The sequence below is a fragment of the Streptomyces sp. NBC_01171 genome, assembly GCF_045039805.1.
In the GTDB taxonomy this organism is placed as follows: domain Bacteria; phylum Actinomycetota; class Actinomycetes; order Streptomycetales; family Streptomycetaceae; genus Streptomyces.
Genome location: NZ_CP108609.1, coordinates 527,742 through 551,316, shown reverse-complemented (window position 1 = coordinate 551,316; position 23,575 = coordinate 527,742). Strand labels below are relative to the sequence as shown.

The window sequence follows — 23,575 nt, the reverse complement described above, 5'->3', positions numbered from 1 at the left end:
GGGGCGAGGGGGAGCGCCCCGGCGCGGCCGGGTTCCTCAGGCGGCCGGGAGCCACTCCGGGCGCTGGGAGCCGCGGGGTACGAGGATCTGGCGGTAGGCGCCGGGGGTGTCGGACATCCGCACCTGGTCGGTGATGCCCTGGTAGTGGCCGAGGGGGGTCTCGGCGGTGAAGAGGTCGGGGTCCGGGTAGGCGTGCTGCTCGCCGGTGCCCGCGATCTGCTGCGCGTACTCCTGGTCGAAGATCCCCATGGAGAGAATCCACAGGGCCACCCGGGACAGCGAGACATGGACGCGGTAGCTGCCGCCGTCCACGGCACGCCGCCGCAGCGCCTCCGCGATGCCGGCGGTCATGAACCAGGAGACCAAGTAGTCGTTGACCACGGTGATGGGCGGCAGGGCGGGCCTGTCGCCGTCGCCCTCCAGGTGGAGCAGGCCGGTGAGCGCGCCGGCGGTCTGGTCGAAGCCGAGGTAGTCCTTCCACGGCCCGGTCCGCCCGTTCAGCGAGACCGTCGCGTGGACCAGCCCGGGGCGGCGGGCGATGGCCTCCTCCTCGGACAGCCCGATGCGGTCCAGGAAGCCGGGGCGCCGGTTGGCGTAGAAGACGTCGGCCTCCGACTGGAGCCGGTGGATGAGGGCGAGGCCCTCCTCGGTGTACGGGCTCACCGTGGCGGAACGCACGCCGACACCGGTCGTGTTGTACGTGACGTCGTGCTCCAGCTCGGTCGGCCGCCACAGATTCAGCACGTCCGCGCCGTGCAGCGCCATGGCGCGTCCGGCACCGGCCCCGGCGATGATGTGGCCCATGCCGAGCGCGCGCACCCCGTCGAGCGGCGCGACCGGGTCGGCGGGCAGCGGCTCGGGGTCGCTGTCGCCGATGCGGGTGATCTCCACCAGCGGCAGCGTGGACAGCACCTGCTTGTACTGCTCCTCGTCGAGGATCTCCTGGGGCGTGCGCACCATCGGCATCACACACCCGGCCTCGGCACCGGCCCGCTCCAGCTCCCGGGCGTCCCACTTCGAGATCGCGGCCTCGACGTGCTCGGGCACGTCACCGACACCGAGCAGGCGCTGCGCGGCGACCTTGATGTTCGGATAGATGTTGAACGGCATCATCCAACGGCCGTCCGCGCTGCGGTAGAAGTTGTTGACGAAGGCCATGTTGATCAGCGACGGGGTGCCGCCCGGATAGCCGTTGAGAAGCTCCCACTTCCGCTCGTAGAACGGGCACAGCCGGTGCGGGCCCTTGCGCAGGTCCATGTGGATGTCCTGGCCGCGGCCGGTGCGGTCCTTCCACAGCGCGGCGACGGCGGCCGACTTCGCGACCAGCGCGATCCCGGAGGCCGCACCGAGGCGCAGGGTGCTGGGGACGACCGGGTCGGCGCCCTCGAAGGTGATGTCACCGCCGGTGGCGTCCGGCTTCAGACCGATGCCCGCGAGCACCTGCGCGGCCTCGGCGTGCACGTCGAATGCGTCGTCCGTGGCCGGGTCGGCGATGGCCTTCTTGATCTTCTGGGTGAGGTCCATGTTTCTTCGCCTCTTGTGTACGTTGTCGGTGGATCAGGCGTGCGCGCGGCCGGGTGTCTCGCCGAGGGCGCGCATCAGCGTGATCTGTGCGCGGTCGCGCTCGGCGGCCAGCTCCTCGACCGTGCCCCCGCCGAAGGCGTCGTCCGCCTGGCTGACGAGCGTGGTGACGGTGGCGGCGTCGAAGGTGGGGTTGCCCAGGGCCGGCCACATGCTGTCCTCCATGGCGCGGCCCAGGTGCTCGATGAAGTGGGGAAGCCCGCCGGGGCCCCCGCCCAGGTGGAAGGTGCGGAACGGCCCGGCGACCGCCCAGCGCAGCCCGATGGAGGAGGTGACGATCTCGTCCAGCTCCGCCTCGGTCACCACGCCCTCGGCGACGAGGTGCACGCACTCGCGGAAGAGCGCGGACTGGAGACGGTTGGCGACGAAGCCGGGGACCTCCTTGCGCAGCACCTGCGGCTTCTTGCCGAGAGCGGCGTAGAACGCCCTGGCCCGCTCGACCGTCGCCGCGGACGTCTTCTCGCCCGGCACGATCTCCACCAGCGGCACCAGGTGCGGCGGGTTGAAGGGGTGCCCCACGACGAGCCGCTCGGGCTGCCGCAGCGCGGCGGCGATGGCGCTCGCCGGGATGCCGGAGGTCGACGTGGCCAGCAGAGCGTGTGCGGGAGCCGCGTCCTCGATCGTCCGCCAGATCTCCTGCTTGAGCTCCAGCCGCTCGGGGCCGTTCTCCTGGACCACGTCGGCCTGCGCCACGGCCGTGGCGAGATCGGCCTCGAAGGAGAGCCCGTCGGTGAGGTTCTCCGTCGGCAGGCCCAGCTCGGCCAGGGCCGGGGTGATCTCGGCGAGGCCCGTACGGACGAGGTCCTCGATGTCCTCGCGGGGGTCGCTGATCACCACGTCGATGCCGCGGGCCAGGAAGAGACCGGCCCAGGAGACCCCGATCACGCCGCCGCCGATGATCGCGGCACGCTGGTAGGAGTTCGGGACGGGCTCGGTGGGAGAGGTCATGGTTCTGTGCTTCCTTGATGCTTCTCGCTCGGGTGCGCTCAGGCGGCGAGGTAGTCGAAGACCGGCTCGACGGGGGCGAGGGTCAGGTCGGTGACGATGTGGCTGGCCCGGACGATCTCCAGCACCGGCAGATCGGCGAGCGGCGCCATGACATGGGCGAACAACTGAAGCCGGGCCGGGGCGGTGAAGGCGCTCTTCACGGTGACGTCGGTGATCCGGGTGCGGACCAGCTCGCAGATGCGCGGGGTGCCGTCGTAGTGCGGGACCGTCTTGACCATGAAGGTGGGAGTGCTGATCTCCGCCTGGGCCTCCTCCAGGTCCAGCGCGTGGTGCTTGTACCCCATGGTGGCGGTCGCCACGCGCAGGGTGCCGTAGTCGAGCGTGCCCACCAGGGTGTCGGAGTCGACGTAGAGGGTGGGGGAGCCGCCCTTCTTCGGGTACGCGCTGTATTCGCGGCCGCTGGAGATCGCCGGCACGCTGTCCACGTACATGGCGAGGTTGAACTCGCCCTTCTCGCCCTCGTGCTCGACGGCGATGAGCTGGCCGGCCTCGGTGTAGTCGCCCAGTCCGGTGGTGTCGGGCATCCGCATCATCTCGAAGCGGACGACCGGGTCGGTCACCGTCAGCGGCTCGGGCACCAGCCGGCGCAGCGCCTCTGGGTCGGTGCGGTAGTAGATGTTGAGGTACTCGCGGTCGGTGAAGCGGTACCGGGTGGGGGCGTAGGCCGGGGAGTCCACCGGGGTGGTGAACAGCCGGGCGACATCCTGCTCGCGCATGGGGGCCTCCAGGGGAGAGGGCCGTGGGGGGAAGGGCGACACGCTTTTCCGGTGACGCTCACGTCCCAGTGGACACCTCGGCGCCCCTGTCCGTCCAATATATGCTGTGGTCATGAGCAATATGCTTGAGGATATTCAGCTCACCCGGAGACTGCTGGAACAGTTCCTCGTGGTGGCCGACGAACGGCACTTCGGGCACGCGGCCGAGCGCCTCGGCATGAGCCAGCCGCCACTCAGCCAGTCGATCCAGCGCCTTGAACGCGGCCTGGGAGTACGCCTCTTCGACCGCGGGCCCGGCGGAGTGACGCTGACGGCGGCGGGCGAGGTCTTCGCCGTGGACGCGCAGCGCCTCCTCGACTCCCAGTCCGCGGCCATCGAACGGGCCCGCCGCGTCGCCGCCGGGCTGGAGGGCGATGTCCGGGTGGGGTACGTGAGCATCCTCAGCCACCACTATCTGCCGGGGCTGCTCCGGGCGGCGGCGGAGGAACTCCCCGGCCTCCGTGTGCACCTGCACCAGGACTCGGCGGTCGCCCTGGCCGAGATGATCCGCAACGGCGCGCTCGACCTGGCTTTCCTGCGCGACCCCACTCCGCTGTCGGCCGACCTCGTCAGCCTCGACTTCGCGGTGGAGCGCATCGCGGCGGCGGTGCCGCGCCGCCATCCGCTGGCGGACGCCGGGGAGATCGGACTGGGCGACCTGCGCGACGAGGACTTCGTCCTCCCGGACCCCACCGCGCTGCCGACCCTTGCCCATCAGGTCCAACTCGCCTGCCGAGAGGCGGGGTTCACCCCGCGCAGCCGTGCCGTCTCGGACGACCTGACCGGCCTGTTCAGCTACGTCGCGTCCGGACTGTGCGTCAGCCTCCTGCCCGAGCGCCTGCGCGACTTCCACGTCTCCGAGGTGGCCTTCGTACCCCTCGCCGAGGGGTCGCCGTACCTGGAGACGACTCTGGTCGCCATCCGCCGCCCGGACGCGGACGCGGCGGTCATGCGGCTGCTGGAGCTGATCACGCGGCGCATGGCCGGGTGATCAGTTCAGGCGCCGAGCCCTCACGCCTGCCCGGGCGGCGTCCAGGGCTTCGGGAGGGGTGGCGGGGCCTGTAGAGCGCCGCGAAGGGACTCCCTGAGGGTCTTCGGCGGCGCTTCCTTCTCCTCGTGGGAATACATGAGGCGGGCCGTCGTCACGCGTATGCGGCACTCGCGGTGGCGCTGCCGCACGATCACCACCCATGCCCCGTCCTGGGCGAGCAGGGCATGGCGGGCCGGCTCGTCCCCCGGCCTGGCGTGCCGGGCGATGGTGCCAGGTACGTAGTGCAGAGCCGCGTCCTCGGCGACCGCGCGGGCCTGCGCCTCGTCGCCGTCGATGTGATGGGTGCCCGTCAACATCCAGCGGTGCAGCTTCAGTTGGTTGCCGTCGACGTACTCCGTCACCCGCGTGTCCTCTTCGATGAGGACGTACCACTCAGCAGTCATGCCTGGGACCCAGCCGTTTTCTTCCAAGGACGTTCCTGAGCAGCGCGTAGACGACGTTTCCCGCGCGGCCCGGCAATCCTGCCATGTGGATCACCAGCGTGGGTGGCCTGTGGATCGTCGAGAATCTGCGTCGTCCTGTAACAATCTTGCGCAGCTTCATAGACTTCATTTCGGTACGCTCCTAGCTTTCTTGCGTCCGCTCACCCCACGAGCCCTGAGGACGCACACCATGACCTCACCCCCCAACGGCAGACCCCTGCGCCGGACTCTGGCGGCGACCGTCTCCATGGCGCTGGCCGCGGCCGGCACGCTCGTCGCCGTGGCGCTCGCACCCGACGCACATGCGGCCGGAGTGCCCGCCCCCTCCCCGGTCGGCATATCCGGCCGCGGGGCGACCGTCCCGTTCAAGGAACAGGAGGCCGAGTACGCGGCCACCAACGGCACTCTCATCGGCCCGGACCGCCTCTACGGACACCTCCCCTCCGAGGCGTCCGGCCGGCAGGCGGTGACACTGGACGCGCCGGGCGAGTACGTCGAGTTCACCCTGACCGCTCCGGCCAACGCGATGTCGTTCCGCTACTCGTTGCCCGACAACGCGGCCGGCACCGGACGCGACGCGAGCCTCGACCTGAAGATCGACGGAAGCCAGCTCAAGTCCGTCCCGGTGACCTCCAAGTACGGCTGGTACTACGGCGGTTATCCGTTCAACAACAACCCCGGCGACACCAACCCCCACCACTTCTACGACGAGACCCGCACCCTGCTCGGCTCGACCCTGCCGGTGGGGACCAAGGTGCGCCTCCAGGTGTCGTCCACCAGCGCCTCACCGACGTTCACCGTCGACCTCGCCGACTTCGAGCAGGTGGGCGCGCCCATCGGCAGGCCGTCCGGCGCCCTGGACGTGGTGAGCGACTTCGGCGCCGACCCGACCGGCGCGGCCGACTCCACCGCCAAGATCCAGGCGGCGGTCGACGCGGGCAAGGCGCAGGGCAGGGCGGTCTACATACCCCAGGGCACTTTCCAGGTGCGGGACCACATAGTCGTCGACCAGGTGACCCTGGCCGGCGCGGGCCCCTGGTACAGCGTCCTCACCGGCCGCGACCCGGTGAACCGGGCGAAGGCCGTGGGCGTGTACGGCAAGTACGCGAGCCAGGGCGGCAGCAGGAACGTCACACTCAAGGACTTCGCCATCCTCGGGGACATCCGCGAGCGCGTCGACGACGACCAGGTCAACGCCATCGGGGGCGCGCTGTCCAACTCCACCGTCGACAACGTGTGGATGCAGCACACCAAATGCGGGGCCTGGATGGACGGCCCCATGGACAACTTCACCATCAAGAACAGCCGCATCCTGGACCAGACCGCGGACGGCGTGAACTTCCACATGGGTGTCACCAACTCCACGGTCACCAACACGTTCGTACGCAACACGGGTGACGACGGACTCGCCATGTGGGCGGAGAACATCCCGAACGTCAGGAACAAGTTCACCTACAACACGGTGATCCTGCCGATCCTCGCCAACAACATCGTCACGTACGGCGGCAAGGACATCACCATCTCCGACAACGTGATGGCCGACACCATCACCAACGGCGGCGGCCTGCACGTCGCCAACCGGTACCCCGGCGTCAACTCCGGTCAGGGTACGGCCGTCTCCGGTACCACGACAGCGGCCCGCAACACCCTGATCCGGGCCGGGAACAACGACTACAACTGGCAGTTCGGCGTGGGCGCGGTCTGGTTCAGCGGGCTCAACGAGGCCCTGGACGCCACGGTGAACATCACCGACACCGAGATCCTCGACAGCTCCTACGCCGCCATCATGAACATCGAGGGCGCGACGAAGGGGCTGCACTTCGAGAACGTCCGGATCGACGGCGCCGGCACCTACGCGCTCCAGATCCAGGCGCCCGGCAACGCCTCGTTCACCAACGTCACGGCCACGCACATCGCCCAGTCCAACCCCGTCCACAATTGCGTGGGCTCCGGCTTCGTCATCACCCGCGGCACGGGCAACAGCGGCTGGTACGCGGACCCGCCCGCCTGCATCGGCACCTGGCCGGACCCGAAGTGGACCAACGGGGGAGTGCCCGGCGGCGGCCCCACCACCCCGCCGACCGACCCGCCCACCGATCCTCCGACGGACCCGACCCTCAACCTGGCCAAGAACCGGCCGGTCACGGAGACGAGCCACACCGACGTCTACCCCGCGACCAAGGCCGTGGACGGCAACGCGGACACCTACTGGGAGAGCGCCAACAACGCCTTCCCGCAGTCCGTCACCGTCGACCTCGGTGCCGCCGAGCCGGTCAAACGCGTCGTTCTCAAGCTCCCCCCGGCAGCGGCGTGGGCCACCCGTACCCAGACGCTGAGCGTGCTGGGGAGCACGGACAACTCCACCTTCACCACGCTGAAGCCGTCGGCGGGGTACACCTTCAACCCGTCCAGCGGCAACACGGCGACCATCGCGCTCACCGGGACTGCGACCCGCTACCTCCGGGTGACCGTCACGGGCAACACCGGCTGGCCTGCGGCCCAGCTCTCCGAGTTGGAGGCGTACACGGGCTGACCCGACACCGGGCGGGCGGGGGCGTGCTCCCTCGCCCGCCTGCTCGTACGAATGCCGGTGGACCGCCGGGCCGGGGCGGTGGCATCGTCAGTGATCGTGACGAAGCAAGGTTTCCTGGCGCTGGCGCCGCAGTACACCACGACGTCCGAGCTGCTCTCGGCGTCGGCGCGGCGGCGGGGGATGTACGTGGAGGTACTCGGCGGCGCCCCCACAGGGAGGCGAGGCGCCCACTACTACGGCGGCCCCGCCTTCGCGGCCCGCGTCGCGGACGACCTCGAGGTCGCCCTCCTGGAACCGTCCGACGACTGGCTGGCCACCCTGCCGTACGAGTACACGGGACGACACATCGCCATATCCACTTTGAGCGAGGCACGCAGCCTGTCCCGACCGGCCTTCGTGAAGCCACCGAGAGAGAAGAGCTTCCCGGCCGCCGTCTACTCCACCGGCGATGACCTCCCGCCTGGTCCCGACGCGCCGGTGCTGATCAGCGACGTGGTGACCTGGGCGGCGGAGTTCCGCCTGTACGTCCTGGACGGCGGGGTCCGCACGGGCTCGCAGTACACCATGTTCGGCCGTCTCGACGCCGAGCCACTGGAGGGCCACCGACACGAAGCCGCTGTCCGTGAGTTCGCGGACGATCTCCTGGCCAGGTGCGGGGAGGGCCTGCCGAGCGCGGTGGTGGTGGACGTCGGCCTTCTGACGACACCCGAGTCCGGCGCCGAGTGGGCTGTGGTCGAGGCGAACATGGCCTGGTTCAGCAATTGCTACGCCGCCGACCCCGACCGAGCCCTGGACGTCGTCCTCCGCTCCGCCGGCCCCCGGACTGGGTTGTCCGAGCGGGACCACCGGTTCTGCCGAAACATCGAGGACGCCGCCCCGGCCGGCTGAAGCGCATGCGTCCAACACGGCTCCCACCTGCGAAGGGCTCCCCTATGCTCGCGAGACAGTTGGTGTAACCGTGCCTCATTCGCTCGCCTCGGGCGCGGGTCCGTGCAGTTGCTCGGCCAGGCCGACGATGACGCCCTCCGGGCCGCGGAGGTAGCAGAGCAGGTAGCTGTCCTCGAACCGGGCGATCTCGCCCACGAGTTCGGCGCCGTGCGGGCGCAGGCGGGCGACGGTGTCCTTGATGTCGTCGACGGCGAACATGACGCGGTGCGTACCCAGGATGTTGTGCGGCCGGTCGCGCGGCCCGCCGTCGATCACTTCGGGGCTGCGGTACTTCGCCAGCTCCAGCCGGCTGTGCCCGTCCGGGGTCCGGAGCATCGCGATGTCACAGTGGACGCCGTCGAGCCCGGTGCACTGGTCGGCGAAGCGGCCCTGCACCTCCCCCCGGCCCTCCAGCTCCATGCCGAGTTCCGTGAAGAACGCGACGGCGGCATCCATGTCCTCCACGACGATGCCGACATTGTCCATCCGCTGAATCGCCACGCTGTCTTCTCCCTCTGCCTGTGACGGACTGCCCATGCCCGAGCACTCCACCCGGAACGTATCCCCGGATGGAGCGCTCGGCACAGACGGCGCACCCGGTCGTCAGCCGGGGATCACCGTGTCAGCCAGCCTCGGCTTGCCCTCGCCCCACCGTTCCAGCACCGGCGCGGGGAAGTAGCGGCGCCCGCTCTCAGGTCCGGACCGTCAGGTACTGCCAGCCGCCCCAAGTGCTCACGTTGGTGGTGTCCTTGGAGCTGCGGACGTACTCCGAGCGCACCCGGAACTTCTGGTTGACCGCGTTCGAGAGACTCAGCTCGGATGCCACGGCGCTCTTGGAGCCGAGCGTGAAGCAGCCCGATGTGTTGAGGGCGTGCCAGGCACCGCTGTAGTACTGCTGGGCCTGGAACTTCACACACTGGCCGGACTTGTCGGGCGACACGGTCGTGGTCACCGTCGGTCGCGTCTTGCGGTGGTAGACGCGGTAGGCGGTGCCGCTGTACGTGGTGCTCGTGTAATAGCCGCTCAGGGACTGTGCGACCTTCACCTGGCCGCTCACGGCACGGGTGGCCGTGGCCGGGGCGTAGCGGTAGTCGCCCGCGTAGGACGCGGTGAACGTCGTGCTGTGGGTGAGCTTGTACGTGGCCCTCAGGTTGCCCTTGCTGTCCACGGTGCCCGTCTTGACCAGCGTCTTCTTGCCGCCGGCGGGCGTGGCGTAGAGCGAGACCGTACGGCCGTTGTAGGTGGTGCCCAGGTGGGCGGTGATGGTGGCCGTCGCGCCGTACGCGTAGGTCGCGGCGTCGGCGGCCACGGACAGGCTCGTCGTGGCGCGCGAGACCTGGACGGTCGCGGAAGCGGTGGCGGCCTGATGGCCCTTGTCGCCCGCGTAAGCGACCGTGTAGGTGTTGGCGCCGCCGGTGGACGGGGTGTCCTTGACCGTGATGGTGCCGTCGGCGGCCACGGGAGCCTTCCACGTCACGGGCGTCGTGGTGTGCGCCGCGTCCGCGCGGGTGACGGTGACCGTCTCGCCGCTGCCGTACGGGCCGTCGCCCAGCCGGGCGTTGAAGGTCAGCGCGGCGCCGCGTGTGGCGGTGGCGGGGGCCTTCAGGGTGAGGGCCGGGGCGTAGGGGGAGATGACGGTGCTGATGTCGTTCGCGCCCGGCTGGTGCGTGGCGTCACCCTCGAACGACAGGCTGTAGGTGAACCATCCGGCCGTTCCCGGGTCGTCGGTGACCGTGAACCCGCCGGTGGCCGGGTCGAGCGGGGCCGCGGGGAGCCGCGTCGACTCATGGGTGTCCTCGTTCGTCCGGGTCACCTGGACGGCGGTGCCCTGGGCGAAGGGGCCGCGGCTCAGGTCGGTCATGACCGTGCCGGTGAAGGCCACCTTGTGCGGTGCCGCCGAGCTGAACTCCGGGTACGGGATGGTCGTCCCGATCCTGGACACCCACACCTTCAGCGAGGTGGTCGCGGGCCGGTGCGTCGCGTCGCCCGCGTAGGACACCTCATAGCTGTAGCCGCCCTCGTCCTGGCGGGTGTCGGTGATGGCGAACGAGCCGTCCGCGCCCACCGTCGCGTCGGGCAGCCCGACGCCGTCGCGAGTGACCTTCAGCGTGGCGCCGGCCGGTACGAAGCCGTGGCCGCCCACCGTTCCGTTCAGCGTGAACCGCTGGGTCGGGATCGCGTACGGCGACGGGGAGTTGAGGGACAGCTCGGTGTCCGTGAGCTTTGCGTCGCCGAGGACGTCGAGGGCGTAGGACCCGTTGTCGCGGGTGACGGCGTAGAGCGTGCGGCCGTCGGTGCCCCAGGCGAGGCCGTCGGGCGCGACGGCGCCGGCCGGGAAGGTGAAGTGGTTCTCGGCGATCTGGTCGCCCGCGTAGACGTAGGCGCCCGCCCCCGAGCCCGCGGGGGCGCCCAGGGCGATCGTGCCGTCGGAGTCGACCGCGACGGCGTTTGGGGAGGAGTTCACGCCGCCGGTGTAGTACCCGTGGGGCGTGGCGGCGCCGAGGTCCGCCGTGCTGTACACGTACACGGATGCCGACTGCGGAACGAGCAGCTTCGTGCCGTCCGCGGTGACCTTGACGGGGCCCGTCGCGGCGCCGCCGAGGCCCATGTCGGCCTTGGGGGAGGGGGTCCCGGAGGAGACGTCGTAGGTGGCGACGAGGGTCGTGTAGGGCTGGGCGCCCTGGACCGCGAGCACCCCGCCACCCGTGCTGAGCAGGGGGGCGGCCGACCAGTGCGGCATGCCGGGCTGCGGGGTCGGTGCGGGGGCGGCGGGGTCCAGCGAGCCGACGGTGCCCTTGCCGTCGGCGTCCGTGTAGCTGTACCAGACCTTGCCGCCGGCCACGGCGACGGAGACCGGGGCGCTGTCGCTGCCGGTGTCGACGCGGCCGGTCTCGGTGAGCGTCGCCGTGTCGATGACGGCGATCGCGTCGCCGTCGGTCAGGGCCGCGTACAGCGTCCTGCCGTCGGCGGACAGCGCGAGACCGTCGGCGCCCTGCTCACCGTCGACGGTGGCGACGGGGTTGCCGGACAGGTCGGTCACCACGACGCCGGTCGTGCCGGCGCCCTGGCTGAAGAAGAGGTGCTGGTGCGTACCGTCGACCACCATGTGGGCGTAGTGCGACAGCGGCAACGCGTCGGCACCGTCGGCCCAGGCGAGGGGACCGGTGAGGCCGACGGTGGCGGTGGTCAGCCCCGCGACGACGGATATCGCCGCCGCGAGCGAGACCTGCTTGAGGCGCATGGTGCTCCTGGGAAGAGGGGGGGAAAGGCAGCCGGGCGGACGCCGGACGCACCTGAGACCACTGACCTGTCCTTTTGGTTGTACGCCGTCAGGCTTGGGGTGCTCGCCCCGGCCGGACGGCGGTCGGTTACGCTGCGCGTCCGTGCACGGAGGGGGAGCGATGTTCAGCAGGCGACTGGCGGTGGCCGGAGTGACGGCGTTGGTCATGGCGGGACTGGGCGGCTGCTCGGGCGCGGCCGCCGGCGACGCCGCCGGAGCGTCCACGGGCGGCGGCAGCCACGTCCGCACCGTGGACGGCGCCACCACCCCCTCACCGGACACCGTGTCCGGACTGCGCGACGGCGTACGGCACGTCTCCGCCGTGACCACCAAAGCCACCAGGCCGCACCTGGTACGACGCTGCACCGGCGCGACCCGCCGGGTCACCCACACGCGCCGCACCGGCTCGGGCAAGCGGCGCTCGGTGCGGACCTGGTACACCACCGAGCACTACCAGCGCTGCGGGAAGGTCCGTCAGGGGACCGAGACGTACCGACGGGTGACCCGGCCCGAGCACTGGTGCGTACGCCTGGACGACGTCGGCGGCAACCGCTCCCACGACGACGTCTGGTACCGGGTCACCCACACGACCTACACCGACGCCCTGGCCGCGGACGACCACGCACGCCTGGAGTTCAGCCCGCGGGGCACCGGCTGCTGACGAGCGTGGTTCGAGGCCGCCGCCCGGTGCCTCAGACGAAGGCGCTGATCCCCGTCGCCGCCCGGCCCACGATCAGGGAGTTCATGTCGCGGGTGCCCTCGTAGGAGTACAGGGCCTCGGCGTCGGCCCAGAAGCGGGCGACCTCGTGGTCCAGGAGGATGCCGTTGCCGCCGAGCAGTTCGCGCGCGTGGGCGACGACCTCGCGGGTGCGGGTGGTGCTGAACATCTTCGCCATGGACGCCTGCTGGTCGGTGAGCTGACCGGCGTCCTGGAGCTGAGCCGCCCGTACGTTCATGGTCTGGCAGGCGGTGATGTCGGCCAGCATGCGGGCGAGTTGGTCCTGCACCAGTTGGAAGGCGGCGATCGGCTTGCCGAACTGCTCGCGCTCCAGGGTGTAGGCGCGGGCGGCCTCGTACGCGCCCATGGCACAGCCCACCGCGTTCCATGAGACACCGAGCCGGGTGGCGCGCAGCACCTTCGCGGTGTCCTTGAAGGAGTTCGCCTCCTGGAGCCGGTCCGCCTCCGGCACCCGTACGTCGCGCAGTTCGATCTCGGCGTTCTGCACGGTGCGCAGCGAGACCTTGCCGTCGATGCGGTGCGGGGTGAAGCCCTCGGCGCCCTGCTGCACGACGAAGCCCTTGACCTCGCCGTCGGCCTCGTCCTTGGCCCAGACGATCACCAGGTCGGCGAAGGTGGCGTTGCCGATCCACTTCTTGCGCCCGTTCAGCACCCAGGTGTCGCCCTCGCGGCGGGCGGTGGTGGTCAGCCCGCGGGAGGTGCCGGAGCCCACGTCGGGCTCGGTCAGGGCGAACGCGGCCAGCCGCTCCCAGCGCAGCATCTCCGGTATCCACCGCTGCTTCTGTTCCTCGGAGCCGCACTCCATGATCGAGGCGATGCCGAGCCCGCTGTGCACGCCGTGGAACGTGGCGAACGAGGGGTCGACGCGGGAGAGTTCCATGCTCACGAGCCCGGCCAGCAGGGCGCCCCGGCCGGGCGCACCGTAACCCTTGAACTGGAGCCCCGCGATGCCGAGTTCGGGCAACTGGGGGATCAGCTCGTGCGGGAACTCACCGCGCTCCCAGTAGTCGTCCGCGATGGGGGCGACGTTCTTGCGCGCCCACTCCCGCACCGTCGCCAGCAGCTCCTGGTCCTCGGGACCGACCGTCTCGCGTACGTGGTAGAAGTCGGCCTCCACGGCCGCCGGGTCCGCCTCGTGGACCGTGACGGCGGGCCACTCGTGCCCATGGCCCTGCCCGGCGTGGTCGCGCTGCTGCTGTCCGGTCATGACGACCCCTCTTCTTCTCAAGTCGCGCACGGCATGGTTGGTGGATATGCGTGCTGCTCACCGGTGCCCGCGATGTCGTGCGCGTAGACCTTGTCGAAGATCCCGAGTGACGGAATCCACAGGGTGATCCGGGGCGGCGCGGTGGCCGCCGCCCTCCCCGTCAGTTGCGTCAGTCCCCGCAGTACGGCTGCCTCACCGAACATGGGGATGCCTGACCCGGGCTCCACTGTTGCCGAGCGCGGAGTGAGCGCCACGAGGGTCTACTCCTCGGCGGTGTCCTTGAGGACGTCGCAGGTGTTCTGGAACTCCTCCATCAGCCGCGTGGCCTCCACGACGAGGACGCCGTACGGGCGCGAGGCGTCCGAGAGGGGCAGCTCGTTGTCATGGGCGGCGCCGAGCACCTTCTGCAGCGCTTCCTGGGCGGTCGTCGCGAGCCGGCACATCTCCTGGGCCTGCTCGGCCAGGGTGTCGCTGTCGAGTTCGGCGATGACGTGCGCGATGTCGCGCAGACTGGCGGCGAAATCCGCGTACGCCTTGAAGGCGGGGGCGTAGGTGTACGTGTCCTCCGTCTCGCGCCAGCGGCCCAGGCTCCGGGTCAGTGAACCGAGCTGGTAGACCGCCCGCTCCAGCGCGTCGACACTCTGCCGGTAACGGTCGAAGCCGAGGTGGCCGCGGTGGGCGGGCAGGAGGCGGCGGGGGTTGAGGGGGAGGCTGTTCTCCGCCGTGTGCAGCCCCGCTCGGGCCTGCCCGACCGCGTGCTGCGCTCGCTCGCCGGCCCTGCGCCACTTGGCGGCCCGGTCCGCGTCCACGTCGCCGGTGGACAGGCCGTCGGCCATGTCGTCCAGCAGGGTCTCGAGCCGCCCGGCCAGCACCTGGAGCCCGTGCTCGGCGCTGCGGTACCGCAGCGGGGGCGCGATGCAGAGATTCACGAGTACGCCCAGCCCGCATCCGATGAGCACGAGCAGGATGATCTGCCCGAGCTGGTTCACCTTGTCGGCGGTGGTGGTCGCGGTGGCGTAGGTGGAGAAGGCGAAGAAGGCCGCGGTGGCGACCTGGGAGCGCTGCTCGCCCAGGGCCGGCCACTGGCCGATGCACAGGGCGATGACGGCGACCAGGACGAACGCCGACAGATCCGGACCGGCGAGGAATCCGATGGCCGCCTGGATCGCCACCCCGACGGTGACCGCGGCCGTGTAGCGCAGGGCCTGCCAGACCGACTTGTAGACCGTGGCGTTCATGATCAGCACGGCGGAGAAGGGCGCGAACGCCGGCGAGGCCGCGTTCAGCAGATCGTGCGCGATCCACCACGCCAGCGTCGCCGCCAGCGCGCTCTTCCCGACCAACAGCACCGTGTTGCGCTCGTGCCCCGGCGTACTCCACGCCCGCTTCACCCACGCGGTACAGCTCCGCAACCACTCCATGCGCATCGCCTCGAACTCGTGCCCATCACATCCGTACAGGTAGGGCGGGTACCCCCTGCGCTCCGGGTATGCGGATGGTGGCCGTCACACCGGGCGCGGGTAGCGTTCCCGCATGACGTCAGAGCCGTCCCGGTTCCCGCCGTATCCGATCCGTGGCGTACGGGTGCTGCACAGCCGGCAGAACTGCGCGCCGCAGTTCGCCGATATCGAGGTGGATTTCGAGCCCGCGGCGGAAGGTTTCGTCTTCGAGGTGGCTCGGGATCTCAGGGTGGACTACGAGCCCGCCGAGGCCCTGCCCCGCTTCTTCGCGGCTGCTGCGAGGGGGATCGAGGAGCAGTTGAGCTTGCCCGAGCACGGAGTCGTCATCGCCACTCGGGTCGTGCTGCGGCACGCCCGCGCCGACACGTTCGGCTCTCATGAACTGGCGTTCAAGATCGCGGGCTACCTCGCCGCCCGCAAGGCCATGGAGCGTACGGGGTGCTCGGCTGTCGAGTGACACAAGCCGTCGAAACCGCATCCTCAGGGGCGGCCGCCCAGCGGGCTCTGGGCGAGTGAGGCGAGCAGCCGGTCCGGGCCGTCGTACACCACGTCCGCGCCGGCCTTCTCCAGGTCTTCGCGGGGAATCCCGCCGCACAGCAGCGCCACGCAGGTGACCCCGGCCCGGCTGCCCGCCTGCATGTCCCACACGGTGTCGCCGACGAACACCGATCGCTCCGGTGCCGCGCCGGCCAGCTCCAGCGCCCTCTCGACCGGCTCGGGGGCGGGCTTGCCCTGCGAGACGTCGTCGGCGCTCGCCATGCCGCTGATCGCCTCGTCGGCGTCGAGCGCGGTCCGCAGCGCGGACAGCTCCTGACCGCCCGCCGAGGTGGCCAGTACGACCTTCCAGCCGTCCTCCGCCAGGCGCCGCAGCAGCCGCCCGGCCTCCGGGAGGGCCGTCAGGCGCCCGAAGTACTGCCCGTACAGCGTCTTGTGGGCGGCGCTGAGCGCCTCCGCCTCCTCACGGGCCCGGTCCGCGCCCAGCAGATGGGCCACGAGATCACTCGAACCGAGACCGATGGCCCGGTGGATCGCCTGCGACGGCACATCGTGCCCCGCCTGCCGCAGAGCCTCCCACCACGCCGCGACATGCAGGTAGTTGGTGTCCACGAGGGTCCCGTCGACGTCGAACACGGCGGCACGCGCCGCGCCTTGGTCATCGGTGGGGGGCATGGAACGCACCTCGTCTCCTCGCGCCTGCATTTCCTGCCGGGTACCCGTTTTCCCCCAGGTGAACGGCGGCGACCGCTCAGTTCTTCAGGAACTCGGCCAGGCCCGCGACCAGGCGTTCCACGTCCTCCGCGTGGTTGTAGGGAGACAGGCCCACGCGCAGACCGCCCGTATCGCCGAGGCCCAGGTGGCGGGAGGCTTCGAGGGCGTAGAAGGAGCCTGCCGGGGCGTGGACGCCGCGGGTGGCGAGGAAGTGGTAGGCCTCCAGGGCGGGCCGGTCCCGGAAGGTCAGCAGGAGCGTGGGTGTCCTGTGCGCCGCCCGTGAGTACGTCGTCACTCCGTCCAGGGCGTACAGGCCCTCCTCCGCGGCTTCGCGTAGCGCGTTCTCGTGGGCCTCGATCGCCGCGTAGGCCGACCGGAGCCGGTCTCGCCTGCTGCCCTGCCGGCTCGGGGCGAGGTCCGCGATGAAGTCCACGGCCGCGGTGGTCCCGGCCAGGGTCTCGTACGGCAGGGTGCCGAGCTCGAAGCGCTCGGGGACCGCGTCGCTGGACGGGGCGAGCTTGTCGGGGCGCAGGGTGGCGAGGAGCGCGGGGTCGGCCGCGAGCACGCCGTGGTGCGGGCCGAAGAACTTGTACGGGGAGCAGACCGCGAAGTCGGCGCCGAGGTGACCTGCGTCGACGTGGGCGTGCGCGGCGAGGTGGACGGCGTCGACGTGGAGCAGCGCGCCGGCCTCGTGCACGAGGGACGCTATGGCCCGGAGGTCGGGCCGGGTCCCGATGAGGTTGGACGCGCCGGTCACGGCGACCAGTCGCGTGCGCGGGGAGAGCACCGCGCCGACGGCCTCCGGCGGCAGCTCACCCGTCGCCGGGTCGAACTCCGCCCAGCGGACGACGGCGCCGACCCGTTCCGCGGCCTGAATCCACGGCCGGACGTTGGCGTCGTGGTCGAGCCGGGAGACGATCACCTCGTCACCCGCCGTCCACTGCGCGGCGAGGGTGCGGGCGAGATCGTAGGTGAGCTGGGTGGCGCTGCGGCCGAAGACGATGCCGGCCGGATCGGCGCCCAGCAGGTCGGCCATCGCGCACCGGAAGTCGCCTACGATCCGCTCGGCGTTGATCTCGCCGGGGGCGACCGCACCCCGGATCGACAGCGGGCTGCTGAGGGCGCCGGCGATGGCCTCGATGACGGGCGTCGGCGTCTGCGTGCCGCCGGGGCCGTCGAAGTGTGCGATACCGGCCGCGAGGGCGGGGAACTGAGCGCGCAGGGCGTTGACGTCGTAGGTCACGAAGGGTCCTCGTGTCGCGGTGTCGGGGCCGCCGGGCGGGTACCTCACCTGCGGCACGGGCGGCGGTCCGGTCGGATCGTCGCAGAAGGTGGCCGCCGCCGACAGACCGCCTGCGGCGGGTGCGGGATTCCACTGTCTGGTATCCCATCCGGACAGCACTATCGGCCTGCCCGCGATCCGGTCACCGGGCTGCGGTGCCCCTGTCCTGGTGGTCACGGGCCAGGAAATCCATCAGCCGGTCGTTCAGTTCCTTCGGCGCGGTGAACGGCAGGGAGTGGTGGGTGGCGCCGGGGAGTACTGCCACCTCGCCCCTCGACAGCGTCCGGCGGGCCCTCTCGGCGACCTTGCCGACGCGATGGGCACGGCTGTGCTCCGCGAGCAGGACCAGCACCGGCATGCGGAGGCCGGCGGTCGGCTGGCGGCCACCGGCGACGAGCTTGCGGCCGGGAAGGGTGGTGGCCAGCGCGTAGAGGCGCTGCCAGGTGTCGTCCAGGTGGTCGTCCCCCGTCTCCCAGGCCAGGAAGGCACGGGCGCGGCCCTCGCTCGGCCGGATCAGCGTGGGCAGCGCGCGCAGCAGGTAGCCGGGGCGGAACCCGGCGAAGACCTGGGTGGGGTCGATGAGGGCGAGGCGCTCGACGCGCTGCGGCGCGTGAAGCGCGTACCTGACGGCAAGCCAGGCGCCGTACGAGTGCCCGCACAGGTGGGTGTGGGGGAGTCCGAGCCCGTCCAGCAGCGCGTCCAGCCACGCCGTGAGGTCGTCGGCGCTCTTCAACGGTGTGCCCCGGCGTACGGTACGGCCGGCGTCGCCCAGCAGGTCGACCGCGTGGACCCGGTAACGCTCGCCGAGGGCCGGTGCGTTGGCGAACCATGTCAGGCCGGTGGCGGAGCCGCCGGGCAGCAGCACCAGCGGGGTGCCGTCCGCGGGGCCGTACACATGGACGCGGGTGGGCCCGTACGGCGTGGCCACGTCGCGTTCCTCGGTGGACTCGGGCCAGCGGGCGCGCAGCTCGTCGTAAGCAAGGTCGAACTCGGACGATGACACGGGTATCCCTCTCGATGAGCGATAATCTCGATGAGCGAGATATTACGCCGTGAGGAGTGTTTCTGTGGACGATCAGAGCCCGGCGATGCGGTTGGTTCACCTACTGCGCGCGGTCACCGTGGAGTTCGACCTGCTCGGGGCCGAGTTCGCCGCGCGCAACGGTCTGCACCCGACGGACGTGCGCGCGCTGATCCACCTGCTGGACGCGGCCCGGGCCGACACCCGCGCCACCCCCGGCTGGCTCGGCGAGCAACTCCGCCTGAACTCCGCCGGCACCACCGCCCTCGTGGACCGACTGGAACGGCTCGGCCTGGTCCGGCGCAGCAGAGACACGACCGACCGGCGACGCGTACTCCTGGAGGTGCAGGAGAAGGCCACGGAACTGGGGTGGACCTTCTTCGGGCCGGTGATCGGCGGGGTGGTGGCAGCGACGGACGGGTTCGAGGAGGGTGAACTGGAGACCGTACGTCGCTTTCTGACCGCAGTCCTGGAGTCCACCGAGCGGGCGGGGCTGTGACGGGAGGTCAGGAGGGCATCGGCGCGACGCTGGCCTGGGGACCGGCCGCAGGCCCGTTTATGGCGTCGCGCGTACGGCACTCGACAGGAGGAGCACCATCGCCGCGTTCGGCGAGGCGGTGAACATGACGCCGGGGGAGCTGGAGAAGCGGCCGGCGACCCCCGGAGCGCTGACTCGCGCGCCGCGGGCCGAGGTCGTCACGATCGGCCTCGGGGACGCGCCGACTCGCGGCATCTGGTGCTACGTCCCGGCCTCTGCCCTCGGCGGCTTGCGGGCCAGCAGGCAGGCGTGCGGTCGGGTCAGCCGTCCGCCGGGCTCCTGCTCCAGCCTCGCGATGACGACGACAGCGAGACCCAGAACAGAGCCTGCGCGAGACCCGCGTCCATGGCCCCCGGGACGCCCACCGTGACGGTGTTGTCGACGAGTTCCATCACGGTGATGGACACCGTGTCCGCGGCCAGAGCGACCTTGAGGGCCTGGGGGAGCGGAAGGCCGGCGCGCAGTACACCCCGCATGGTCAGGGCGTAGCCGAAGACGAAGGCCGGCGTGATGGAGAGGACGACCGTAGCGGCGTTGTGCAGACCGGCGGCCGTGCCTCCCATCACTCCGGCGCCCGGTGCGGCGTGCACGGAGCATGTCCACCCCACATGGTGGAGGGGGCTGGGCCGGCCTGCGGGCCCCGGCCCGCACCGTCGAGTTCCCGCCTGACGCATCCACGAGCACTACATGCCGCGATACGGGAAAAGAGGAATGAGATCAACGTCAGTTCGGCCGGCCCCGCGGTGTCGGCTCATGCCAAGGAGAAGCGCATGTCGCAGGTGGAAGAGTCCATCGAGGTAAGCGTCCCCGTGACGGACGCCTACAACCAGTGGACCCAGTTCGAGGACTTCCCCCAGTTCATGGACGGTGTCGAGCGCATCGAGCAGCGCACCGAGTCCCTCCTCCACTGGAAGACGAAGATCGCCGGCGTCGAGCGGGAGTTCGACGCGGAGATCACCGAGCAGATCCCCGACGAGCGGGTCGCGTGGACCACCGTCGGCGGGGAGGCCAAGCAGGCGGGAGTCGTCACGTTCCACCGCATCGACGACGGCACCACCAAGGTCATGCTCCAGCTCGACTACGACCCGGAGAGCCTGACCGAGAAGGTCGGGGACAAGCTCGGCTTCGTCAAGCGCCAGGCCACCGGCGACCTGAAGCGGTTCAAGTCCTTCATCGAGAATCGGGGCGGCGCCGCGACCGGCCAGTGGCGCGGCGAGGTCTGAGCCCACTCCGACGACGATGAGGTGAGGGGCGGGTCCGCACAACAGCCGGGCCCGCCCTTGGCCCGCCGAACCGCAACCGGCCACGCCACTGACCGGTACCGGCTGGACATGGCTGTACGCCGTACCAAGTCGTCGTCCACCCGGACCGGTTCCGGCCGCGGCCGGACGAGCGAGGAGTGCCCTGCATGCACGATGTGCTTCCCCCGTCCGCCGACGAGGAAGAGCCCTTGGACCACAACGGACCGGCCCGGTCCCCGGCGGCCGAAGCGTTCATCCGGTACGCCGACGCGCTGGCGGCCGGGACGGCGGACTGCCCGCTGCCCGGAGGCGGCAGTACCGCCGCCCGGTTCGACGCGCTGGCAGGGCTCGCGCGCGAGGACCTGAGCACGGCCCGGCTGGCGGAAGGGCATCTGGACGCGGTGGCGATCCTCGCCGAGCTGGACGGAGAGCCGGTGCGCTCCGGTGAGTACTGGGGTGTGTGGGCGGCCGAACCGCCCGGTTCCGGGCTCACCGCCACCCGTACCGCGGACGGCTGGGTGCTGGACGGGGTCAAGCAGTACTGCTCCGGAGCGCATATCTGCACCCACGCCCTGGTCACCGCGCTCGCCGACGACGGGCGCCGGCTTTTCGCGGTCCGCACCGGCGCCCCCGTTGACGCGGAGCGGCCGGCGCCCGCGCACGGTCCCGGCTGCCGGCCGGTGCCCGGAACGTGGCAGGCGGTCGGCATGGCCGGCAGCGACAGCCCGGACGTCCGCTTCACCGCGATCCCCGCCACCCCGGTGGGCGGGGTGGAGGCATACCTGCGCCGGCCCGGCTTCCACCACGGCGGTGTGGGCGTGGCAGCCTGCTGGTACGGCGGGGCCCAGGCGGTGGCCCAGGTCCTGTTCGAGCGGGCCGGGCGGCGCGCCGACCCCTTCACCGACGCGCACGCCGGTGCGGTCGACCTGCGGCTGCACACGGCCGGAGCGGCGCTGGCGCGCGCGGCCGAGGAGATCGACGCCGACCCCCTGGACAAGGCCGGTACGGCCGGGCTGCGCGCCCTGCGGGTGCGGACACTCCTTGCGGAGGTGTGCGCCGAGGTGCTGGACCGGGTGGGCCGGGCGACCGGCGCGGGGCCGCTGTGCCACGACGAGCGGCACGCGCGGGCCGTGGCCGACCTGACCGTCTACGTGCGCCAGCACCACGCCGAACGGGATCTGGCCGCCCTGGGCGCCTTGGTGTGCCGCGGTGCCGGAGCCGACCGTTGAGCGCCGCGGCCGAGGGCTACGCCGACCCGATCCAGGCTCCCGGTACCGACGAGGGGGAATGGCGCGCATGGGACGGCTGGGACCGGATGCCGGAATGCGTCCTGCCGACGGCGGGGCGGGTCGTGGTGGTGGCGGCTCACCCGGACGACGAGGTCCTGGGCGTGGGCGGAACCCTCGCCCGTCTGGCGGCGGCCGGGGTCGCGCTGACCGTGGTGTCCGTCACCGACGGAGAGGGATCGCACCCCGGCTCCACCCGTCTGGCCCCTGACCGGCTCGCCGAGCTGCGTGCCGGTGAACTGCGCGACGCGCTGGCGGAGTTGGGGGCACGACAGGCGGAGGTCGTGCGGCTGCGGCTGCCCGACACAGCAGTGGCCCGGCACGAGGAGCGCCTGGCGGGGGAGCTGGCCGCCCTGCTGCCGGACGCCGCGCTCTGCCTGGCGCCATGGACGGGGGACGTGCACGGCGATCACGAGGCGGCGGGCCGCGCCGCGCTGGCCGCCTCCCGTGCGACATCGGTGCCGTGCCGGCTGTACCCGGTGTGGCTGTGGCACTGGGCTCGCCCCGGAGACGCCAGGGTGCCCTGGCAGCGGGCCGCCCGGATCGTCCTGTCGCCCGACGTTCAGGCCCGCAAGCGTGCCGCGGTCGACCGGTTCGTCACTCAGATCCGGCCGCTCGGCGACGCTCCGCAGGACGCCGCGGTGCTGCCTCCGGACGAACTGGCCCACCATCTGCGCGGCTGGGAGGTGGTGTTCGGATGACCAGGCCCCGTACACCCGACGCGTACTTCGACGACATGTACCGCGCCGCCCAGGACCCGTGGCGGTTGGCCGAGCGGTGGTACGAACGGCGCAAGTACGACCTCACCGTCGCCGCCCTGCCGTTGGCCCGCTACCGTCGCGCGTTCGAGCCGGGCTGCTCCGTCGGTGAGCTGACCGTCCGCCTGGCGGAGCGCTGCGACGCCGTACTCGCCTGCGACCGGGTCGAGTCGGCGGTCGAGACCGCCCGTGGGCGCACCGCCGGTCTGCCGAACGTCTCGGTGCGTCGGATGCTGGTGCCCGGGGAGTGGCCGGACGGATCGTTCGACCTCGTCGTGCTGTCCGAGTTCCTCTACTACCTGGACGACAGCACCCTGGACGAGCTGCTGGAACGGACCGTCGGCTCGCTGGAGCCGGCCGGCACCCTGGTCACCGTCCACTGGGACCATCCGGTGGCGGAGCACCTGAGAACCGGCACCGGTGTCGCGCGCCGACTCGGCGCGCAGCCGGGACTCGCCCTGCTCGCCGACCACCGCGAGGAGGACTTCGTCCTCCAGGTCCACCAGCGCACCGGCCCGGACGGCCGCACACCCCCCGGGGTCGCCGCTCGCGAAGGGCTCGTATGAGCGCGACCACCGTCGCGGTCGTCATCCCCGCCCACGACGAGGAGCACCTGCTCCCGGCGGCTCTCGCGGCGCTCGCCCGCGCCGCCCGCCACCCCGATCTGGCCGCCGTCCGGGTGCTGACGGTGGTGGTGGCCGACGCCTGCCGCGACCGTACGGAGGCGGTGGCCCGTGCCGCCGGGGCACTGGTCGTCGGCACCGACTGCCGTAACCCCGGCCGGGCCCGCGCGGCCGGGGTCCGGCACGCGCTCGAGCGGAGCCTCACCAGACCCTCAGCGGTGTGGGTCGCCACGACCGACGCCGACAGCGTCGTCCCGTCCGGCTGGCTCGCCCACCAGCTCGCCCGCGCGCGGGAAGGCTGGCACGCCGTGGTGGGCACCGTGACCCTCCCTCTCTCCTCGCCGTTGGCGGCGCCGCACCTCGCGCTCTACGAGACGACGCGGCCGCCGGCGGGCACACCCTGGCTCCATCCGCATGTGCACGGCGCCAACCTGGGTTTCGGCGCCGACGCCTACCTCGACGCCGGAGGTTTCCCCCCGCTCACCACCGGAGAGGACAGAGCCTTGGTGCACGCGTTGGAACGACGCGGTCACCGGGTACTGCGCACCGCCGCCTGCCCGGTCCTGACCTCCCCGCGGCTGCGCCCCCGCGCCCACGGCGGCTTCGGCCACTACCTGTCGGCGATGGCCCGCTCCACGGACGTCTGACCTCCGG

The 23,575-nt window shown here is 71.5% G+C and carries 23 protein-coding genes and 1 pseudogene; 11 read left to right on the top strand and 13 right to left on the bottom strand.

Features of this window, described 5'->3' with window-relative positions:
* Positions 1-36 precede the first annotated feature (36 nt).
* Genes OG448_RS02545 through OG448_RS02535 form a run of 3 tightly spaced genes read right to left on the bottom strand, consistent with a single transcriptional unit; the run spans position 37 to position 3,305 of the window.
* On the bottom strand, positions 37-1,524 hold the full coding sequence (locus OG448_RS02545) for a CoA transferase (protein WP_405551222.1): 1,488 nt from the start codon (positions 1,522-1,524) through the stop codon (positions 37-39).
* A 33-nt stretch (positions 1,525-1,557) separates the two neighbouring features.
* On the bottom strand, positions 1,558-2,529 hold the full coding sequence (locus OG448_RS02540) for a 3-hydroxyacyl-CoA dehydrogenase family protein (RefSeq protein WP_405551221.1): 972 nt from the start codon (positions 2,527-2,529) through the stop codon (positions 1,558-1,560).
* Positions 2,530-2,567: 38 nt separating this feature from the next.
* Complete coding sequence (locus OG448_RS02535) at positions 2,568-3,305, bottom strand: acetoacetate decarboxylase (RefSeq protein ID WP_405551219.1); 738 nt, start codon at positions 3,303-3,305, stop codon at positions 2,568-2,570.
* A gap of 112 nt (positions 3,306-3,417) precedes the next feature.
* On the opposite strand from OG448_RS02535, the gene OG448_RS02530 reads away from it, so the two are divergent.
* Positions 3,418-4,335, top strand: a complete 918-nt coding sequence (locus OG448_RS02530) for a LysR family transcriptional regulator (RefSeq protein ID WP_405551218.1) — start codon at positions 3,418-3,420, stop codon at positions 4,333-4,335.
* Positions 4,336-4,355: 20 nt separating this feature from the next.
* On the opposite strand, the gene OG448_RS02525 is transcribed toward OG448_RS02530, so the two are convergent.
* Entirely contained in the window at positions 4,356-4,778 is a 423-nt protein-coding gene (locus OG448_RS02525; RefSeq protein WP_405551217.1) for a hypothetical protein, read from the bottom strand.
* Positions 4,779-5,007: 229 nt separating this feature from the next.
* Between OG448_RS02525 and OG448_RS02520 the strand changes: the two genes are divergently transcribed.
* Positions 5,008-7,350 carry a discoidin domain-containing protein gene (locus tag OG448_RS02520; RefSeq protein WP_405551216.1) on the top strand — a complete coding sequence of 781 codons (2,343 nt, stop codon included), beginning with the start codon at positions 5,008-5,010 and terminating at the stop codon, positions 7,348-7,350.
* 93 nt (positions 7,351-7,443) lie between these two features.
* Entirely contained in the window at positions 7,444-8,238 is a 795-nt protein-coding gene (locus tag OG448_RS02515; RefSeq protein ID WP_405558647.1) for an ATP-grasp domain-containing protein, read from the top strand.
* Between the two features lie 75 nt (positions 8,239-8,313).
* Here OG448_RS02515 and OG448_RS02510 read toward each other — a convergent pair whose 3' ends face one another.
* Together OG448_RS02510 and OG448_RS02505 are read right to left on the bottom strand one after the other, a co-directional pair.
* Positions 8,314-8,778 (bottom strand): VOC family protein, encoded by a 465-nt coding sequence (locus OG448_RS02510; protein ID WP_405551215.1) that lies wholly within the window; start codon positions 8,776-8,778, stop codon positions 8,314-8,316.
* 190 nt (positions 8,779-8,968) lie between these two features.
* Positions 8,969-11,518 carry a hypothetical protein gene (locus OG448_RS02505; RefSeq protein WP_405551213.1) on the bottom strand — a complete coding sequence of 850 codons (2,550 nt, stop codon included), beginning with the start codon at positions 11,516-11,518 and terminating at the stop codon, positions 8,969-8,971.
* Between the two features lie 160 nt (positions 11,519-11,678).
* Here OG448_RS02505 and OG448_RS02500 point away from each other — a divergent pair, with 160 nt between their 5' ends.
* Complete coding sequence (locus OG448_RS02500; RefSeq protein WP_405551211.1) at positions 11,679-12,218, top strand: hypothetical protein; 540 nt, start codon at positions 11,679-11,681, stop codon at positions 12,216-12,218.
* 31 nt (positions 12,219-12,249) lie between these two features.
* Here the strand turns inward: OG448_RS02500 and OG448_RS02495 are convergent, their stop codons facing one another.
* From OG448_RS02495 to OG448_RS02485, 3 genes are read right to left on the bottom strand one after another with little or no spacing between them, the layout of a single operon-like run.
* The gene (locus OG448_RS02495) at positions 12,250-13,503 is read right to left on the bottom strand and encodes an acyl-CoA dehydrogenase family protein (RefSeq protein ID WP_405551209.1); all 1,254 of its coding nucleotides are present in this window, start codon (positions 13,501-13,503) and stop codon (positions 12,250-12,252) included.
* A 17-nt stretch (positions 13,504-13,520) separates the two neighbouring features.
* Positions 13,521-13,706 (bottom strand): hypothetical protein, encoded by a 186-nt coding sequence (locus OG448_RS02490; RefSeq protein ID WP_405551207.1) that lies wholly within the window; start codon positions 13,704-13,706, stop codon positions 13,521-13,523.
* A gap of 57 nt (positions 13,707-13,763) precedes the next feature.
* Positions 13,764-14,924 carry an FUSC family protein gene (locus OG448_RS02485; RefSeq protein WP_405551206.1) on the bottom strand — a complete coding sequence of 387 codons (1,161 nt, stop codon included), beginning with the start codon at positions 14,922-14,924 and terminating at the stop codon, positions 13,764-13,766.
* Between the two features lie 112 nt (positions 14,925-15,036).
* Here OG448_RS02485 and OG448_RS02480 point away from each other — a divergent pair, with 112 nt between their 5' ends.
* Positions 15,037-15,420 (top strand): hypothetical protein, encoded by a 384-nt coding sequence (locus OG448_RS02480; protein WP_405551205.1) that lies wholly within the window; start codon positions 15,037-15,039, stop codon positions 15,418-15,420.
* Between the two features lie 23 nt (positions 15,421-15,443).
* On the opposite strand, the gene OG448_RS02475 is transcribed toward OG448_RS02480, so the two are convergent.
* From OG448_RS02475 to OG448_RS02465, 3 genes are all read right to left on the bottom strand, one after another.
* Positions 15,444-16,133: an HAD family hydrolase gene (locus tag OG448_RS02475; RefSeq protein WP_405551204.1), complete on the bottom strand. Its 690-nt coding sequence runs from the start codon at positions 16,131-16,133 to the stop codon at positions 15,444-15,446.
* 76 nt (positions 16,134-16,209) lie between these two features.
* Positions 16,210-17,415, bottom strand: coding sequence for a cysteine desulfurase-like protein (locus OG448_RS02470; RefSeq protein WP_405551202.1), 1,206 nt, complete (start codon positions 17,413-17,415; stop codon positions 16,210-16,212).
* A 181-nt stretch (positions 17,416-17,596) separates the two neighbouring features.
* Positions 17,597-18,457 (bottom strand): alpha/beta fold hydrolase, encoded by an 861-nt coding sequence (locus OG448_RS02465; RefSeq protein ID WP_405551201.1) that lies wholly within the window; start codon positions 18,455-18,457, stop codon positions 17,597-17,599.
* Between the two features lie 85 nt (positions 18,458-18,542).
* Between OG448_RS02465 and OG448_RS02460 the strand changes: the two genes are divergently transcribed.
* Positions 18,543-18,974 carry a MarR family transcriptional regulator gene (locus OG448_RS02460; protein ID WP_405558645.1) on the top strand — a complete coding sequence of 144 codons (432 nt, stop codon included), beginning with the start codon at positions 18,543-18,545 and terminating at the stop codon, positions 18,972-18,974.
* A 335-nt stretch (positions 18,975-19,309) separates the two neighbouring features.
* On the opposite strand, the pseudogene OG448_RS02455 reads toward OG448_RS02460, so the two are convergent.
* Positions 19,310-19,687 (bottom strand): annotated as a pseudogene (locus tag OG448_RS02455) (DUF4396 domain-containing protein); the annotation flags it as partial.
* Between the two features lie 96 nt (positions 19,688-19,783).
* Here OG448_RS02455 and OG448_RS02450 point away from each other — a divergent pair.
* From OG448_RS02450 to OG448_RS02430, 5 genes are all read left to right on the top strand, one after another.
* The gene (locus OG448_RS02450; protein ID WP_405551200.1) at positions 19,784-20,236 is read left to right on the top strand and encodes an SRPBCC family protein; all 453 of its coding nucleotides are present in this window, start codon (positions 19,784-19,786) and stop codon (positions 20,234-20,236) included.
* 185 nt (positions 20,237-20,421) lie between these two features.
* Positions 20,422-21,483 (top strand): acyl-CoA dehydrogenase, encoded by a 1,062-nt coding sequence (locus tag OG448_RS02445; protein ID WP_405551198.1) that lies wholly within the window; start codon positions 20,422-20,424, stop codon positions 21,481-21,483.
* A complete protein-coding gene (locus tag OG448_RS02440; protein WP_405551196.1) occupies positions 21,480-22,241 on the top strand; it encodes a PIG-L deacetylase family protein in 762 nt (253 codons plus the stop codon). Before OG448_RS02445 ends, OG448_RS02440 begins: the two co-directional genes overlap by 4 nt.
* Positions 22,238-22,864: a class I SAM-dependent methyltransferase gene (locus OG448_RS02435; RefSeq protein ID WP_405551194.1), complete on the top strand. Its 627-nt coding sequence runs from the start codon at positions 22,238-22,240 to the stop codon at positions 22,862-22,864. The genes OG448_RS02440 and OG448_RS02435 overlap by 4 nt, the downstream gene beginning before the upstream one ends.
* Positions 22,861-23,568 carry a glycosyltransferase gene (locus OG448_RS02430; protein WP_405551192.1) on the top strand — a complete coding sequence of 236 codons (708 nt, stop codon included), beginning with the start codon at positions 22,861-22,863 and terminating at the stop codon, positions 23,566-23,568. The genes OG448_RS02435 and OG448_RS02430 overlap by 4 nt, the downstream gene beginning before the upstream one ends.
* The last annotated feature ends 7 nt before the right edge of the window (positions 23,569-23,575 follow it).